General features: G+C 63.0%; 16 protein-coding genes. 9 read left to right on the forward strand and 7 right to left on the reverse strand.

Features of this window, described 5'->3' with window-relative positions; genetic code table 11:
- Nucleotides 1–81: 81 nt before the first annotated feature.
- The 4 genes from ACZK5G_RS02040 to ACZK5G_RS02055 form a co-directional block, all read right to left on the reverse strand.
- Nucleotides 82–888: a hypothetical protein gene (locus ACZK5G_RS02040; protein ID WP_478465156.1), complete on the reverse strand. Its 807-nt coding sequence runs from the start codon at nt 886–888 to the stop codon at nt 82–84.
- Between the two features lie 9 nt (nt 889–897).
- Nucleotides 898–2054, reverse strand: a protein-coding gene (locus ACZK5G_RS02045; protein ID WP_430369994.1) for an IS3 family transposase whose coding sequence is annotated in 2 segments (ribosomal slippage) — nt 898–1814 and nt 1814–2054 — 1158 coding nt in all. Because the reading frame shifts where the segments join, the coding sequence is not laid out codon by codon here.
- A 471-nt stretch (nt 2055–2525) separates the two neighbouring features.
- Nucleotides 2526–3434: an HNH endonuclease gene (locus ACZK5G_RS02050; protein WP_053091917.1), complete on the reverse strand. Its 909-nt coding sequence runs from the start codon at nt 3432–3434 to the stop codon at nt 2526–2528.
- A gap of 243 nt (nt 3435–3677) precedes the next feature.
- Nucleotides 3678–4780 (reverse strand): IS3 family transposase gene (locus ACZK5G_RS02055; RefSeq protein ID WP_181859227.1). Its coding sequence is split into 2 segments (ribosomal slippage): nt 3678–4522 and nt 4522–4780, totalling 1104 coding nucleotides; the frame shifts between segments, so codons are not numbered across the junction.
- A gap of 257 nt (nt 4781–5037) precedes the next feature.
- On the opposite strand from ACZK5G_RS02055, the gene ACZK5G_RS02060 reads away from it, so the two are divergent.
- The 5 genes from ACZK5G_RS02060 (at nt 5038) to ACZK5G_RS02080 (ending at nt 9755) form a co-directional block, all read left to right on the forward strand.
- Nucleotides 5038–5964 (forward strand): XVIPCD domain-containing protein, encoded by a 927-nt coding sequence (locus ACZK5G_RS02060; protein WP_478465158.1) that lies wholly within the window; start codon nt 5038–5040, stop codon nt 5962–5964.
- A gap of 165 nt (nt 5965–6129) precedes the next feature.
- Nucleotides 6130–7275 (forward strand): YncE family protein, encoded by a 1146-nt coding sequence (locus tag ACZK5G_RS02065; protein WP_478465160.1) that lies wholly within the window; start codon nt 6130–6132, stop codon nt 7273–7275.
- Nucleotides 7276–7418: 143 nt separating this feature from the next.
- Nucleotides 7419–7994 carry a hypothetical protein gene (locus ACZK5G_RS02070; RefSeq protein ID WP_478465161.1) on the forward strand — a complete coding sequence of 192 codons (576 nt, stop codon included), beginning with the start codon at nt 7419–7421 and terminating at the stop codon, nt 7992–7994.
- Nucleotides 7995–8071: 77 nt separating this feature from the next.
- The gene (locus ACZK5G_RS02075) at nt 8072–8647 is read left to right on the forward strand and encodes a hypothetical protein (protein ID WP_478465162.1); all 576 of its coding nucleotides are present in this window, start codon (nt 8072–8074) and stop codon (nt 8645–8647) included.
- 40 nt (nt 8648–8687) lie between these two features.
- Nucleotides 8688–9755, forward strand: coding sequence for an XVIPCD domain-containing protein (locus ACZK5G_RS02080; protein ID WP_478465163.1), 1068 nt, complete (start codon nt 8688–8690; stop codon nt 9753–9755).
- A 63-nt stretch (nt 9756–9818) separates the two neighbouring features.
- On the opposite strand, the gene ACZK5G_RS02085 is transcribed toward ACZK5G_RS02080, so the two are convergent.
- Nucleotides 9819–10235 carry an XVIPCD domain-containing protein gene (locus ACZK5G_RS02085; RefSeq protein WP_478465165.1) on the reverse strand — a complete coding sequence of 139 codons (417 nt, stop codon included), beginning with the start codon at nt 10233–10235 and terminating at the stop codon, nt 9819–9821.
- A gap of 76 nt (nt 10236–10311) precedes the next feature.
- A complete protein-coding gene (locus ACZK5G_RS02090) occupies nt 10312–10791 on the reverse strand; it encodes a nuclear transport factor 2 family protein (protein WP_317216831.1) in 480 nt (159 codons plus the stop codon).
- Between the two features lie 221 nt (nt 10792–11012).
- On the opposite strand from ACZK5G_RS02090, the gene ACZK5G_RS02095 reads away from it, so the two are divergent.
- The gene (locus ACZK5G_RS02095) at nt 11013–11825 is read left to right on the forward strand and encodes an alpha/beta fold hydrolase (RefSeq protein WP_478465166.1); all 813 of its coding nucleotides are present in this window, start codon (nt 11013–11015) and stop codon (nt 11823–11825) included.
- Nucleotides 11826–11834: 9 nt separating this feature from the next.
- Complete coding sequence (locus ACZK5G_RS02100; protein WP_180853052.1) at nt 11835–12008, forward strand: hypothetical protein; 174 nt, start codon at nt 11835–11837, stop codon at nt 12006–12008.
- Between the two features lie 88 nt (nt 12009–12096).
- Here ACZK5G_RS02100 and ACZK5G_RS02105 read toward each other — a convergent pair whose 3' ends face one another.
- On the reverse strand, nt 12097–12777 hold the full coding sequence (locus tag ACZK5G_RS02105) for a hypothetical protein (protein ID WP_478465168.1): 681 nt from the start codon (nt 12775–12777) through the stop codon (nt 12097–12099).
- Nucleotides 12778–12910: 133 nt separating this feature from the next.
- On the opposite strand from ACZK5G_RS02105, the gene ACZK5G_RS02110 reads away from it, so the two are divergent.
- Nucleotides 12911–13570, forward strand: coding sequence for a hypothetical protein (locus ACZK5G_RS02110; RefSeq protein ID WP_279912357.1), 660 nt, complete (start codon nt 12911–12913; stop codon nt 13568–13570).
- 70 nt (nt 13571–13640) lie between these two features.
- Nucleotides 13641–14609: a polysaccharide deacetylase family protein gene (locus tag ACZK5G_RS02115; RefSeq protein WP_132809012.1), complete on the forward strand. Its 969-nt coding sequence runs from the start codon at nt 13641–13643 to the stop codon at nt 14607–14609.

The following is a 14609-nucleotide window of genomic DNA, read 5'->3' on the forward strand; positions in this document are numbered from 1 at the left end:
GGTACGCTTTATGGATTTGCACAGCCGCAGCGATCAACGGTGGGGCCAGTTGTGGCGGAGCGGACTGCTACAGAGATCTGGTCAGTTTTGCGTCAAATAAGCGCTCCGCCCATGCTTTGGAATGTATTCCCATTTCATCCGTATGTGGATGGGGATGAGCTTACAAACAGAAAATTCACCGCTCATGAGTTTGCGGTTGCCAGCGAGCTCAATACTCAATTGATTAGGATTTTGAGGATTGAGCGAATTGTCGCCATTGGGCAGGACGCGGCTCTCTATGCATCCAAGCTGGGCGTTGAGGTTGACCAGGTGCGACACCCAAGCTACGGGGGAACCTCCGACTTCCGCGAGGGCATGTCTCGAATCCATGGTTTGACCCGTCTGGATAGGCAGGGGACGCTTATCTTCTAGTTCGCGCATTGCACTGTACCTATGCTTCACTCGCCGTACTTTGGCGACGTACTGTAATGAACCACGGATTTTCTGCTCAGGTGTTACTTTCCCCGAAGGAGACGTCGATGAGAGAAATGCTGGTAGAAAACAATTAGGCGATGGCAGGCCCGGCATCAGTCGGCGCTGGTCCTTGAGTTCACCCAGAGCGAGACGGCTGCGGCCGCAGCCAGCCGGCGGTTCGATCTGACCCCCGCTGAGATCGAAATTTGGGTCGAGGACGGCAAGCGCGGCGTAGAGAATGCCCGGCGTGCCAAGCCTGAGGATGTGCGTAGGTAGTACGAGCGGCGGCTCAAGGGTCTTCAGGAGGCCTCCGGCGAGGCAATGCTGGTGATCAGCGCCCGAAAGAAGCGGGCCGTCCTGAGGGGAAAGGACGTGAGCTGATGTTATCGGTCCAGCAGGGGCTGAAAGACACGGGTGCCGCGCGTCGGTCGACATACTCGGGTTCTACCCCGATATCACGGACGGTTCTAAAAGAGCTGCAACCTTCTGATCCTGCCTGGCGACCCTTCGCCGCATCCTTGGGTTGTGGCGTCGCTCGATGTAGTCAAACACATCCGCTCTTGCTGCATCCAGTGTCGGGTAGCTCGTTCGATAGACTCGCTCACGCTTGAGCAGCCCAAAAAAGCCTTCGCAGGCGGCGTTGTCGCCGCAATGTCCAACGGCGCTCATTGAGCAGATCAGCCCGTTAGCCGCGAGATATCCTTGGTAGTCACCGCTGCGGAACTGACTGCCACGATCCGAATGCAGGATCACCTCATCGCTGCCTTGACGCTGCCAGACCGCCATCTGCACCGCCCGGATCACCATCTGGCGATCCTGTCGATCGTGCATTGACCAGCCCACAATGCGCTGGTCGTAAAGATCCAGCACGATGCACAGATACAGCTTGCCCTGCTGGGTCTTGATCTCGGTGATGTCCGTGACCCACTTGGTTTCCGGCTCCAGCGCGAGAAAATCGCGTTCAAGCAGGTTGACCACGCCCGGCGGCGTTACGGACGGGCTGCCACGCTTCCCGCGACGCTTCCGCCGGGGCCAGCCCTGCAGGCCGTCGGCCGCCATCAGGCGCGCGACCCGGTTCAGGCTGGCGATCTCGCCTTCCTCAGCCAAGTCTTCGCGCATGCGGCCAGCTCCCAGAGTACCCCGGCTGTCTTCATGCAGTTCGCGCATCCTTACCACCAGGCGCTCATTGTCGACCTGCCGGGCGCTCGCAGGGCGCTTACTCCACTCGTAGTAGCCGCTGGCCGATACCTTCAGGCACCGGCACATCAGCCGGATCGGAAACTCATCGCGGCAACGTTCGATCACCTGATACCTCAGGATGATCCCTTTGCAAAGAACGTCGCCGCTTCTCGCAAAAAATCCCGTTCCTTCTTCACCCGCGCCAATTCACGCTTGAGTCGAGCCAACTCTTCGTCCCGTGGCGTTCCGGCGCCGCCGAAAGCGGCCGCTTCTGGATTCTGCGCCTCGCGCTTCCAGCGGGTTAGCAGGCTGTCGCGAATTCCCAGCTCCCGGGCCACCTGGGCGCAGCTGATGCCGGGCTGGCTCGCCTGCTCAACCGCACCGCGCTTGAACTCGGCACTGAACTTCCTACGCTTTGACATGAACACTCCTCATGGCCTGAATCGGCCTTCTTGTAAGTGTCCGTGAAAACGGGGTAGAACCCCTCCAAGCCGACTAAGGGTTCGGCCAAGGCCAATTCCAAGCTGGCCGAGCCAATCATAGATATGATCGAGGCGGAGCCATCGTTCGGCTACCGCACTGTGGTTGCATTGCTGGGCGTGAATCGTGCAGCGGATCTTCCAGCTCAAGGGTTGGTGCAAGAAGCACCCGCTTGGTCAGCGTCCGCGAATCGAAGCGAAGACTTCTCGCGACCAGGGGCAGGATCAGTGATGGGCTACGGATCTGTGCCGGCTCTGGGGTGGCAAGGACGACCGGCTCAGCAGGGTGTTAGTGATCGACTGCGGCACGCGACATTTGCTGGGATGGCACTTGTCGCAAATCGGTATGGCGAGCACCGCATCGGCGACCTTCCGAGAGCAAAAATCGGTGGATCATTACAGAAAATTTTCGAGTTAGTGTTCTGGGCAACCTGATGGGAGACGGCAGCTATCAAAAACAACGTCTCGGTGAAATTCCAAGAAGCTAAGTTGCTTTGCGGAGAAGACTCCACAACGATGCGAAGCATCCAGTTTCAGACCAAGACGAACTTGCACATCAGGCGGTAGGCCGCTCGAGACTAGCAGGCGACCGATCGACGAGAAACTAATCCACCCCCGATCAAACAGCAGGTCCGCATGGGGGGCCAGCAGAAGGCCGTTCTCCCCATCAACACGCTCGCTATGAGTGCTATCAGCCCATGGCTTGATGTGGCTCGCGCGGAGGAATCTGAGGTCCTCAATGCCGGTCAACCGGCAACCCTTCTCAACGCCGATCAGGCGCTCGCGGAAGAGACGTTGCTTCGTCCGCACTTCGGTTTCGCGTCTTGTAGTGGTCGCGCCGACGTCATCGATAGCGGCATCGATCTCTGCTTGGTCCGTCTCGCTCGCCGCAAGGCCCAGCGAGGCTTCCAATGATCTCAAGCGGAAAACGATCGCAGCTCTAGGCTGCCCTTTTCCATCTGGCGTGTCAGGTCGAACGTAGGAGGACTGGCACATGAACCTACCAAGGTACCGATAGGGCCGCCCCTTGCCCATCATCTGAAACACTACTAGCGTCTTGCCATCTTTGACGTGCTCGCCGATCGCTCGGTTGCCCGCCACGTACTTCATGTCTCCGACTTGACCCTCGCCGAAGTAATGAAAGACCTCGTCGTCGTCCCAAAAGTCATGGTATCCGTGAGACACGCCGGCCTCGCCAGTGAACGCGATGACTAGCGGATGCTCCTTGGGTGTCGAAATGCCGCCTTGCTGTTGCCCGCCAAATACACCGTGGATCTGCTTTTGACGGTTGTAGAGCGCGCCCACCTCGAATGGGAGTTCCATCCTAGATCCCTGTCCCAGAAGCTAAGTGCCCAGGATTCTAGCCAGAACCAGGTTCCTTGCGCCATTGATTGACGCGTTTGGCTGCCGGGGCAGAGTGCAGATGGGGGCTATTGGGACGCAGATCTAGGGCAGCTGTTCTCAGGTGCGCTCAAGTTCCTCCTGCGTCTCTCTGATGAGCCCCATCCATCTTTCCAACGCTGTAGCTCCACTGTGACCTGCTCGGTTTAATCGAGACAGTTTTAACTAGAAGACAGCGGGTTGCAGGTTGTGACGGGGTTGCTGCTTGAACTCCGTCGGAGTCAAGTATTGCAGGCTGCTATGGGGTCGCACCTCGTTGTAGTGAACGCGCCAGGCTTCGATCAGCACGGCGGCCTCGCGGCGCGAGCGGAACCACTCGATGGACAGGCATTCGTCGCGCAACTTGCCGTTGAAGCTTTCGTCTGTGCCGTTCTGCCACGGCTTGCCGGGGTCGTTGAGCACGGTGGCGATGCCCGAGTGGGCGATCCACTCCAGAATGGCGTGGCTGACGAACTCCGGCCCGTTGTCCGAACGCATGAACAGCGGCGCGCCGTGCAGGCTCACCAGCCGCGACAGCACTTCGATCACGCGCCTGGAGCGAATGGCCCCGGCCACGTCGATGGCAAGGCACTCTCGGGTGTATTCGTCCACGACGGTCAGGCACTTGATCTGTTGACCACTGGCCGTGGTGTCGAAGACGAAGTCATAGGCCCAGACCATGTTGGCCTTGAAGGGCGTATGAATGCGCGGGCGTACCGAGGCGATGCGCTTGCGTGGACGCTTTCGGGGCACCAGCAGTCCCGCCCGGCGCCACAAGCGATGCGTACGCGACCAACTCAGCTCGAAGCCCTTGCGGCGCAAGAAGATGCGGATGCGGCGGTAGCCGTATCTTGGGTACTGCGCCGAGAGCTCCCGCATCGCAGCGAGCACCGGCGCATCCCTGGCCGGCAGGCGCAACTGATAGCTCGGCGTGGCCCGGGACATTCCGATCAGCCCGCAGGCGCGGCGCAGACTCAGGCCCCGTGCACGCACGAAGTCCAGTTGCTCGCGCCGCGCCAGCGGGCTCACCATTTTTTTGCGTTGATCTCCTTGAGGATCTCAATGTCAAGATCGCGCTCGGCCAGCAGCTTCTTCAAACGGCTGTTCTCAAGCTCCAAGGCCTTGAGGCGTTTGACATCGGCTGCTTGCATCTGCCCGAAGTGCTTGCGCCAAGCGTAGATCGTGGCGTCGCTGACCTTGTGTTTCTTGGCGGCCTCCGCCACCGTCGTGCGATCTGCCTCGCGCAGGATCGTCACCATTTGCTCTTCTGAGAATCGACTCTTCTTCATGGGCTCATCTTCCGATTGGAGCCATCTTCCTAGATATCAATGTCTCGGAGAAACCGGGCAGGTCAACCCCGAACTGCTGATTGCCTACCTGCGCAGGCCCAAGTAGCGAAGGAGTCAGCTTCTTCCCGTTGGGATTGCTGGCTGGTTCACATATTCAGCAAGCCAGCCGTGGCCTTAGCTTTGTCCTCCACCTGCCCCCCATCCCACCTATGCCATCATCCAGCCAGGACCGCAGCACCCATCAAGGCTGAACAGGCATGGAGCAGGCAACACGCTACACGGCAACTCTTTATCTGGCCGCGCCCGGCACCCCATTGAAAAGTGGGGGAATCTCGCCGCGCGGCCACATGTACCTGCAGGTGGCGGCAGGCGACGAGGCCCACAGCTACGGCTTCGCACCGCCGCGCCTAGCGCCGGGCGATACCCACACCGGCGTGCAGTACGCGCAGGTGCGCTACGACGATGCCGACGAGCATCTGGATCCGTACTACAGCCGCACCCTGGAAATCACCGATGAGCATTACGGTTGCCTGCGTGACTTCGCCGAGGAACCGGCCGAGTTCGAATTCGATGTTGATCGCCCGGCCAGCATCAACCGTTGCAGCGATTTCGTCTGGGCGGCGCTGCACTACGCCGGGCTGCATCCGCTGCCGGCGCCGCTGGACGGCGGCAGCAACCTGGGCGAGTTCGCGGTGCTCTTCAACCTGCCGGAAATCCAGTGCATTGCCGCGCCGTTCCCGGGCAGCGATCTGAATGCCGAAACCCATCATGCGATGCCCGAGCGCGAGGCCGAACACCATCGCCAAGGCGACCGTGGCAGCGATGAGCCGCCGCCGACGCCGATTGAAGTGGCCGGCACGCTGCTGGACCCCTCGCATCCGGACCATCGCCTGTTCGCGCAGCTGATCCAGAAAGTGGCCGAGCTGGACGCCGCGCATGGCCGCCCGTTCGATGCGGCCAGCCAGCGCATCAGTGCCAGCCTGCTGGTGCTGGCCAAGCAGAACAATCTCTCACGCGTGGACCACGTGCTGCTCAGCCAGCCAACCAAGAGCAGCCATGCCGCCGAAAGCATCTTCATCGTGCAGGGCGATCGCAACGACCCGGGGCACCGCCGCGCCAGCATCGCCACTGAGGTGGCGGCCAAGACCGATGTGGCCGATTCGCTGCGCCTGAAGGAACAGTAATCCGCGCGCCTGCCATACGCGCGCCGGCGCACGCCACGCCCCCCACCTGCTACCATTCCCCCGCTACCCAGCCAGCCCACCCCGCGCAGACAGATGCAGGTCGGGCCGTCGTAGAACGGCCCAGCGAGCCAGGACACCCTCCCGTGCCCATTCAAGGACGCTCGCATGTTCCGTAATCCTCTCTTCCGCTCGGCCGCTCTGGCCGTTGCCGTTTCGCTCAGCCTCGGCGTGCCCTCCGCGTTCGCCGACAACGCACCCGCCGCCAGTGCCACCGCCGCCGTGCAGCGCCAGGCTGTGGCAAAGGGCCTGTACGAGCTGGCCTACAGCCCGAAGCAGAATGCCGTGTTCGTGGCCTCGTCCGGCGGCTTCGGCGATGACGCCGGCCCGGCGCAGGTGCTGCGCCTGAACCCGACCACGCTGGCCGTGGAAACCCGCATCCCGCTGGAGCGCAAAGCGTTCGGCGTGGTGCTGGATGACGCCCACAACCGCCTGTACGTGGGCAACACCGTGGACCTGTCGGTGACCGTGGTCGACACCGCGCAGAACAAGGCTGTCGGCACCATCCAGTTGATGGAGAAGAAGACCGGCAAGGACGGCAAGGCTGCTTACACCCACGACCTGCGCGAACTGGTGGTCGACAGCGCGGCCAACCGCCTGTACGTGACCGGCCACAGCAGCCAGCCGGACGTGAGCAGCGTGCTGTTCGTGATCGATACCACCACGCTGAAGGTGATCAACACCATCGACGGCCTGGGCAATGCCAAGGCACCGGGCCTGGCGCTGGATGCGGCCAACAAGCGCGTCTACACCAGCAACCTGCTGGCCGATCTGGTGGTGGTGGGCACCGATTCGAACAAGGTGGTGGCGCAGCACAAGATCGCCGCCGAGCAGCCGATGAACATTGCGCTGGACCCGGCCGGCAAGCGCCTGTTCGTGACCGACCAGGGCTCGGAATTCCTGCGTGGCTACCAGGCCAAGAGCAGCGGCTTGGTCAGCAAGCACCCGGGCCAGCGCGTGCTGGTGCTGGACCGCAGCACCGGCAAGGAACTGGCCAGCATCCCGACCGACGCCGGCCCGCTGGGCATCCTGCTGGATGCACCGCGCAAGCGCCTGTACGTGACCAACCGCGAAGCCGGCACGGTGACCGCCTACAACAGTGACAGCTACCAGAAGATGGCCACCTACACGGTGCCGACCCACCCGAACAGCCTGGCGCTGGATGCGAAGAACAACGTGTTGTTCGTGAGCATCAAGAATGGCGAGAAGGATGACAAGGGCGCTGACGAGAGCGTGGCGCGGATTCAGCTGTAAGGCGCTGACGCCGGGCCCCGCCTGCTGACGTGCCGCGTGAAGAAGGCAGGGTGCAGACCCTGCCTTTTTCTTTGCCTGGTTGCAGTGCCAGAGGCTGCCCGCTAGGGTTGAAGCCCATGGCAGGGAGCCAAAGGGTCTGAATCATGCTGGGTATCCATCGCTGGCTGCGTGCCGGCCTGATCTTCACGCTGGCGGGCGCACTTGGTGCCTGCAGCAGTCGCGTACCGGACGCGCCGGAGCCGCTGGACCTGGTCAAGCCGATCAAGGTGGCTGAGTCCGGCCAAGCGGTACGGTTCGAGTTCGAGACGAATGCCCGCAACTTCCACCCGGGTCGCACCTATGCGCTCGAGTTGGAAGTTGAGCATCAGGGGCCGGAGGACACCCGCGAGCCGAGCATCGCCACAATGCAGATCCCCTTTGAGGTGTCCCTGCAGCGGTTGACCGCAGGTACTTGGCAGGACGTTGCGACCTACGACAGCTACCAGGCAATGGCTCGCAACGGGGGGGAAGCGCTTCCAGAATGGCATGCATCCAGCGAATGGCGGTATACGTCGCCGCACATGGGGAGTGACGGCCAGTACACGCTGAGCTTGGTTGCTCTGCCAATGGAAATTAACTCCCGCTACCGCGTGGACGTGCGTACGGTGCGGAGGACCGCGGCACTGCAGGATTACTCGGCCCGTTTGCGGGTCCATGCCGCCCGTCCCGCTGGAAAGTAATCAATCGCTTGGTTGTGGCGCCTTTGTTCGCTCGCCAGGGTAGAAACTTCATGGCAGGGAGCCAAAGGGTCTGAATCATGCTGGGTATCCATCGCTGGTTGCTTGCCGGCCTGATCTTCACGCTGGCGGGCGCACTCGGCGCCTGCAGCAGCCGCATACCGGATGCGCCGGAGCCGCTGGATCTGGTCAAGCCGATCGACGTTGCCGAGTCCGGCAAGGCGGTGCGCTTCGAGTTCGAAACGAATGCCCGCAACTTCTATCCGGGTCGACCCTATGTGCTGGATCTTGAGGTGCAGCGACACGGACCCGCGCCTGACAGTGAGCCTGACATGGACAGTGTTCATGTTCCCTTCCAGTTGTCCCTGCAGCGCTGGGTCGCAGGTGCCTGGCAGGACGTTGCTACCTCTGATGTCTATCAGGTAAGGGCGCGCAATCTGGGTGAGCCGCTCCCCGAATGGCATGCATCGGCAGACTGGCGCTACGCGCAGCAGGTATCGATGGACGCCAGCCGGTACAGGTTGAGCATCGTCACTCTGCCGATGGAAACGGGTGCCCGCTACCGCCTGGATGTACGCACGGTGCAGCCCACCGCCGTGCTCCAGCATTACCCGGCACAGCTGCGGGTTCATGCTGACCCTCTCTCTGGAAAATAGTTACCGACCTACTGCTGAAGGGAACTGAAGGATTCTTCCTATGGACAAGCCACGTTACGTCGTCGAGATCATCATCGCCGCCCCCGGCACGCCGCTGATAGACAAGAAAACCGGTAGCCAGGAAGTTATTGATGGGGTGCCGCAGACTTCCGGGCCAGGCCACATGTTCTACGTGCTTCGTGCGCCCGGTCAGCAGCCTCAGAGCTATGGGTTTGCACCCATAGAACACGGAAGCGTGAACGGCCAAGGCAAGGTCATGAATGATGATGCGACGATCTACAAGGACCCCCATTACAGCCGCACTCTCGAAATCAGCGAGGAGCAGTACAAGAAGCTTGAAGCGTTCGGCACGTACCCAAGTAAGTACGGCTTCGATCTGCAATACAAGGACGTGCGCCACAACTGCGTTGACTTCACCTGGGAAGCCTTGAACCACGCGGGCATCGAGCGGAAAAAGAGCATCGATGTGAACGCGCTGGGAGGTGGCATTGGCCAATTGCTTCCCGATGTCCGCATTCCCTTGGAGAGCAAGGGCGCAGGCAAGGATGGATTCCGACCGCTGCGCAACATCCATGGTGTGGACAGCATTGATCCGCCGTTTCCGGACAGCGAGCTCAATCAGAAGAAAACCAATCCCTTGCCCGCGCGCAGCTTCCAGCAACGCATCCTGAGCGACGCTGAGGGCATGGGCGAACGAAGCGGTGATCATCTGGCCCGCCACAGCAATGATCCGCTCCTATCGCAGATTCACCAGGGTGTGGCCCTGCTTGATGCAGAGCGGGGCCGCACCTTCGATGCCACCAGCAAGAACATCAGCGCCAGCCTGTACGCCCTGGCCAAGGCGAACGGCCTGACCCATGTCGACCACGTGCTGTTGAGCGATCGCACGGCGCAGGCCGATGTGGCGCAGAACATCTTCATCGTGCAGGGCGAGCGCAACGACCCGGCACAGCTGCGCGCCAGCATGGCAACGGCGTTGGCCGCGCAGACACCGGCGGAAACCTCGTTCGAGCGTGCCGAGCAGCTGTCGCAGTCTGCGCAGTCGCGCACGCAGGATGAGCTGCAGCAGAGCCAAGTGCAGGAGCACTCCGGGCCGCGCATGGCCTAGGGCGGCAAGCGCCACGGCGAGCCGGCATTCTCGCGCTGGGCCGCCAGCAACGCTGGAGGCGGTTCAGCCCAGGCGGTGTGCCGGGTTCTGCTGCTGTTCCTGCTCTCGGGCCTGCTGTTCGGGCAGCTGCCCCATGGCGGGCTGCTGCGGGGCAATGCCCAGCTTCTGCATCGACTGCTCCACCGGCGTCTGCGCCGCCACAGCGGTCGGCATCATCGCGCGCAGGTGCGCCGGATTGGCCGGGTCGCCCTGCACCACAAAGATGTTGTGCCCGGCCGGCTGGTTGGCCGTGGCGTTGCTGACCAGCACATGGTCGACCTGCTGCAGGCCCTGCTCGCGGGCGAGCACGGTCAGGCTGGCAGTCAGTCGCTCGCTGGTCTGGTCGAACGGACGGCCATGCTGCGCGTCCAGCGCGGCCACGCCCTGACGGATCTGCTGGTTGAGGCCGTAGTCGGGGTGGTTGGGGGTGATCTCTGCCATGGCGATCGAACGGTAGCGGTGGGTCGTGGTGGGCCCGGTCAGTATAGATCCGGCCCGTGAAGCGCGCCCCGAGGGGTCAGTCCGCCGGTCGATGGTCGTAGCTGATCACCCGCTCGGCCAACCAGCGCCCGTCCACGCGGCGCCAGACCTGGATGAAGCGGGCCTGGCCCACCCAGCGATCCACACCGTCCTTGCCGCGTTCATGGAAGCGGTGGTCGCCGATTTCCAGCGCCCGCTCGTCGCGCAAGGGGAACACCTGCAGCGAAGGTTCCACCAGCTCACGGCGCAGGCTCCAGCCGCCCTTGCGCGCATTGCTGCACATGTTGGCCACGCTGCGGCGGAAGTCCTCGCGGTTGCTGGCTGACTTGCCGTCCTTGTCATGGAAGAACTCCATGTCTTCGGTGGTCATCGCGGCGGCCTTGTCAGCATCGCAGGCCTCGAAGGCGACGGCGAACAGCTGGGTGTCGGCCTGGCGGATCTGTTGGCGCAGGTCATCGGTGGACGGCGCTGTGGCGACGAGGCCGGCAGCCAGCAGGGGCAAGGTAGGCAGCAACATGGCGAGGCTCCAAAGGTGGTTCACGCAGGCTCGCATGGCGTTTGGGCCGTTGCAGCCGGCTTCCGATGAAACGGGTTTTCCACGGAGCGAATGCCCGCATTGGCGGCCCGGCCGAGGCGTCGTCGTCTGTGCAGGCGATGTCATGGCGACCGGTGATTCCATCACGGTCGCGATAGGCGGCGGTCAATAGCCTGAAAGCCTCCCCTTCCACAGGAGCTCCCATGCCTGCTTCCCGCATCCGCCTGCATGTTGAAGACAGTGGTGGCGACGGCCGCCCGGTGATCCTGATCCATGGCTGGCCGTTGTCCGCCGATGCCTGGAAACCGCAGGTGTCGATCCTGCGCGATGCCCAGCACCGGGTGATCAGCTACGACCGGCGTGGTTTCGGGCGTTCCGAGAAGCCCGCCGAATGCTATGACTACGACACGCTGGCGGCGGACCTGGCGGGGTTGATCGAGGAACGTGACCTTCGCGACGTCACCCTGGTCGGCTTCTCGATGGGCGGTGGCGAGGTGGCGCGTTACGTGGCCAACCATGGCCAGGATCGCCTGCACAGTGTGGTGTTCGCCGCGGCGGTACCGCCGTTCCTGCTGCGTAGTGACGATAACCCCGAGGGACCGCTGACGCAGGCCAAGGCCGATGACATGCGCAGTGGGCTGGAGAAGGACCGCGAGGCGTTCTTCGATGGGTTCACCCGTGATTTCTTCAGCGCCAACGGCCAGTTGATGGTGACCGAAGAGACGCGTCAGGCGGCGATCGCGCTGTGCCATCAATCCGACCAGGTGGCGGCGCTGGGCTGCATGAAGGCGTTTGCCACCACCGATTTCCGCGATGACCTGAAGAAGATCACGGTGCCAACTTTGATCCTGCACGGTGACAGCGACGCGATCGTGCCGTTTGAAGGTTCCGGGCAGCGAACGCATCAGGCGATTGCGGGCAGCGAGGTGGTGATCCTTGAAGGCGCACCGCATGGCTGCAACACGAGCCATGCCGACCACTTCAATCTGGCGCTGCTGAACTTCCTGAAGCGGTAAGCTGCGGCCATGCGTGAACCGAAGATGCCCCCGTGGAAGAAGCCCAATCCCAAGGGCCAGACCTCGCAGCCGTTGTCGCCTGCGCAGAAGGCGGCAGCGCGGCAGCGGGCGGAAGAGAACGGGCGGCGTTATCCCAATCTGGTGGACAACATGTGGGCCGCGAAGCTGCCGCGCGGATCGTGATCTGTAGTGCCGAGCCATGCTCGGCTCCGCTCTGCATCCATCCACGCATGGCGTGGAGCTACTGCAGCAGACGAGCGTGGGCTCGGCTCTACAGGTCGGCCAGCGGCTTCCAGCCGGGTTCCAGCCAGGGTGAGATCCTGTTCTGGCGGACGGTGATAGCCTCAACCGGCAGCCCCGCCAGGCGCGCAAGCTCTGCACGCAACCGTTCGGAGTCCACCGGCATGGCCACAGCCACCTGAAGCCGATCCCCCTGATGCCTCACCTGTACCGGTAGCGTGGCGTGCGCATCATGCTCGCCGCCGGTGCGTCCGATCGGGTAGCGCATCGTTACCGGCCGCGACAGTTGCGCCAGTGCTGGCTGCCAGGCCTGCAGCACAAGGGGTTGCCCGGCAGCGGGAACATGTACTTCCGCAATCGTAGCCGGGTAGCCGGTGATGCTCTCGACCATGACCTGGAAGCGCGCGCCATCCGGCACGACCAGCACGGTGGCGATCAACGTGAAGAGCGAAACGAACACCGCTGCGAGGTTCCAGCTGCGCGGCGCGGAGGCCGGGCGCGTTGCGGTACGCAGACCTGGCTTGCGCCGCAGCTTGCGCGCGTAGATGCGCCGGTCCTTCCTGCGCGGGCTGCTGCTGTGCTCGGGCAGGTTCAAGGGAACCCGTGGAAGGCGCGCCACGCGGGCCTTGATCAGGCGCGACAGCAGCATCCACGCGATCACGAACGCCAACAGCGGAAGCAACGTTCGCACCCACAGATACAGCGTGACCATCCACAATACCTCTACATACGACCATCCATGCTCATCCACATCCTACCGGGACCGCGCGCCGGTTGTCGTATCCGCCAGCCGACAAGCACAGGGCGCTTGGTTAGGATGGTCCTTTGTTGTCATGGATGAACCGATGGTCTCTGCTGCTACCCGCTTCTGTCGTATCTGTGGTCCTGGCCCGATCCTGCTGGCACTGCAGGTGGTGGCGCTGCTGGCGGTAGCCCTTGCAGTCGGCTTCTTCCACTACCGTGTGGGACTGCTGCTGGAGCCGGTGGATGACGCATGCGGTGGGCCCGACCCTGTCGCGCGCATGCAGGTGGCCGAACAACTGCTGGCGCGGTCCACTGCGCTTGCACCGTGGCAACCCTTGCAGTGGATTCCGATGGCGGGCGTGGTACTGGCGCTGCTGGGCGCGATGTCGATCAGCGTCTACCGGCTGGGCCGCCTGTCGGAACGCCTGCGACGTGCCAACTGGGGGCTGATGGCGCTGCACGCCGCGATCCTGACGCTGGCCCTCAGGGCATTGCACCTGTACGACCTGGCATGGACTGGCGTGGCCAAGTTGTCCCCAGCGGCGTGCCTGGTGGAGCTGGGCGAGCAGGGCCGGTTGCCGCTGGCACAGGCACAGCAGGTGGTGTTCGAGATTCTCACCCATGAGCATGCACCGCTGCTGCGCAATCCCGATGATCTTGCCCTGGTGCTGGTCGCGTTGATGCTGATGGCGATGGCTGCAGGATTCATGTTGTGGCGGGCGATCGTGCGCGAACGTCAGGTGCAGTCGCCCGGCCCATAGCGGGTGTGGGACCGGCCGCGCGCCCGCAATCGCGCTAGAGTCAGCACTTCGCCCCTGCAAGGATGTGCTGATGCGTTGGTTGCTGCGTGCTGTGCCATTGCTGCTGTGTTCGTTGGCGGTACACGCCGCCGAGGTGGATCGCCGGATCGCGATGACCATCGACGACCTGCCGTGGGCGCGGGTGGACGAGATCGTTCCGCCGGACCTGCAGTCGCGGCACGAAGCACTGATGGCCCAGCTTCGCCAGGCGGGTGTGCCGGTGGTCGGCTTCGTCAACGAGAACAAGCTTGAGATCAACGGACACGTGCAGCCCGCGCGGGTGCAGATGCTGCGCGACTGGCTGGACGCCGGGTATGTGCTGGGCAACCACACGTATTCGCACATGGATCTGAACGCCAGGGGGGTGCCTGCGTTCCAGCAGGATTTTCTGCGTGGTGAAACGGTGCTGCGGCCGTTGCTGGCCGAGCGCGGACTGAAACCGCAGTGGATGCGCCATCCCTATCTGCGTGCCGGACGCACACCGGAAGAACGCGCGGAGATGGACGTGTTCTTCAAGCAGCACGGCTACCGCGTGGCACCGGTGACGGTCGACAACGGGGAGTGGGTATGGGCGTTTGCCTATGCCAACGTGATGAACGAGCAGCCCGATTCCCCGGCGCGCGAGGCGACGCTGGCGCAGCTGCGCAAGGGCTATGTGCCGTACATGCTGAACAAGCTGGACTACTACGAGAAGCAGTCGCAGGCGCTGCTGGGCTACGCGCTGCCGCAGGTCTGGCTGATGCATGCCAACGAACTCAATGCAGCCACCTTCGCCGAACTGGTGGCGGCGACGAAGCGGCGCGGCTATCGCTTCATTTCACTGGATGAGGCGATGCGCGATCCTGCTTACGCGCGCGGTGCCGAGGGCTACAGCGGTCGCTATGGCCCGAGCTGGCTGCACCGCTGGGCGATGGCCGAGAAGAAGCCGAAAGACTTCTACGCCGGTGAACCGGAAGTACCGAAGTGGGTGATGAAGCTGGCCAAGGTTGACTCGGAATGA

Source organism: Stenotrophomonas sp. 62841_Sma (genome assembly GCF_056482945.1).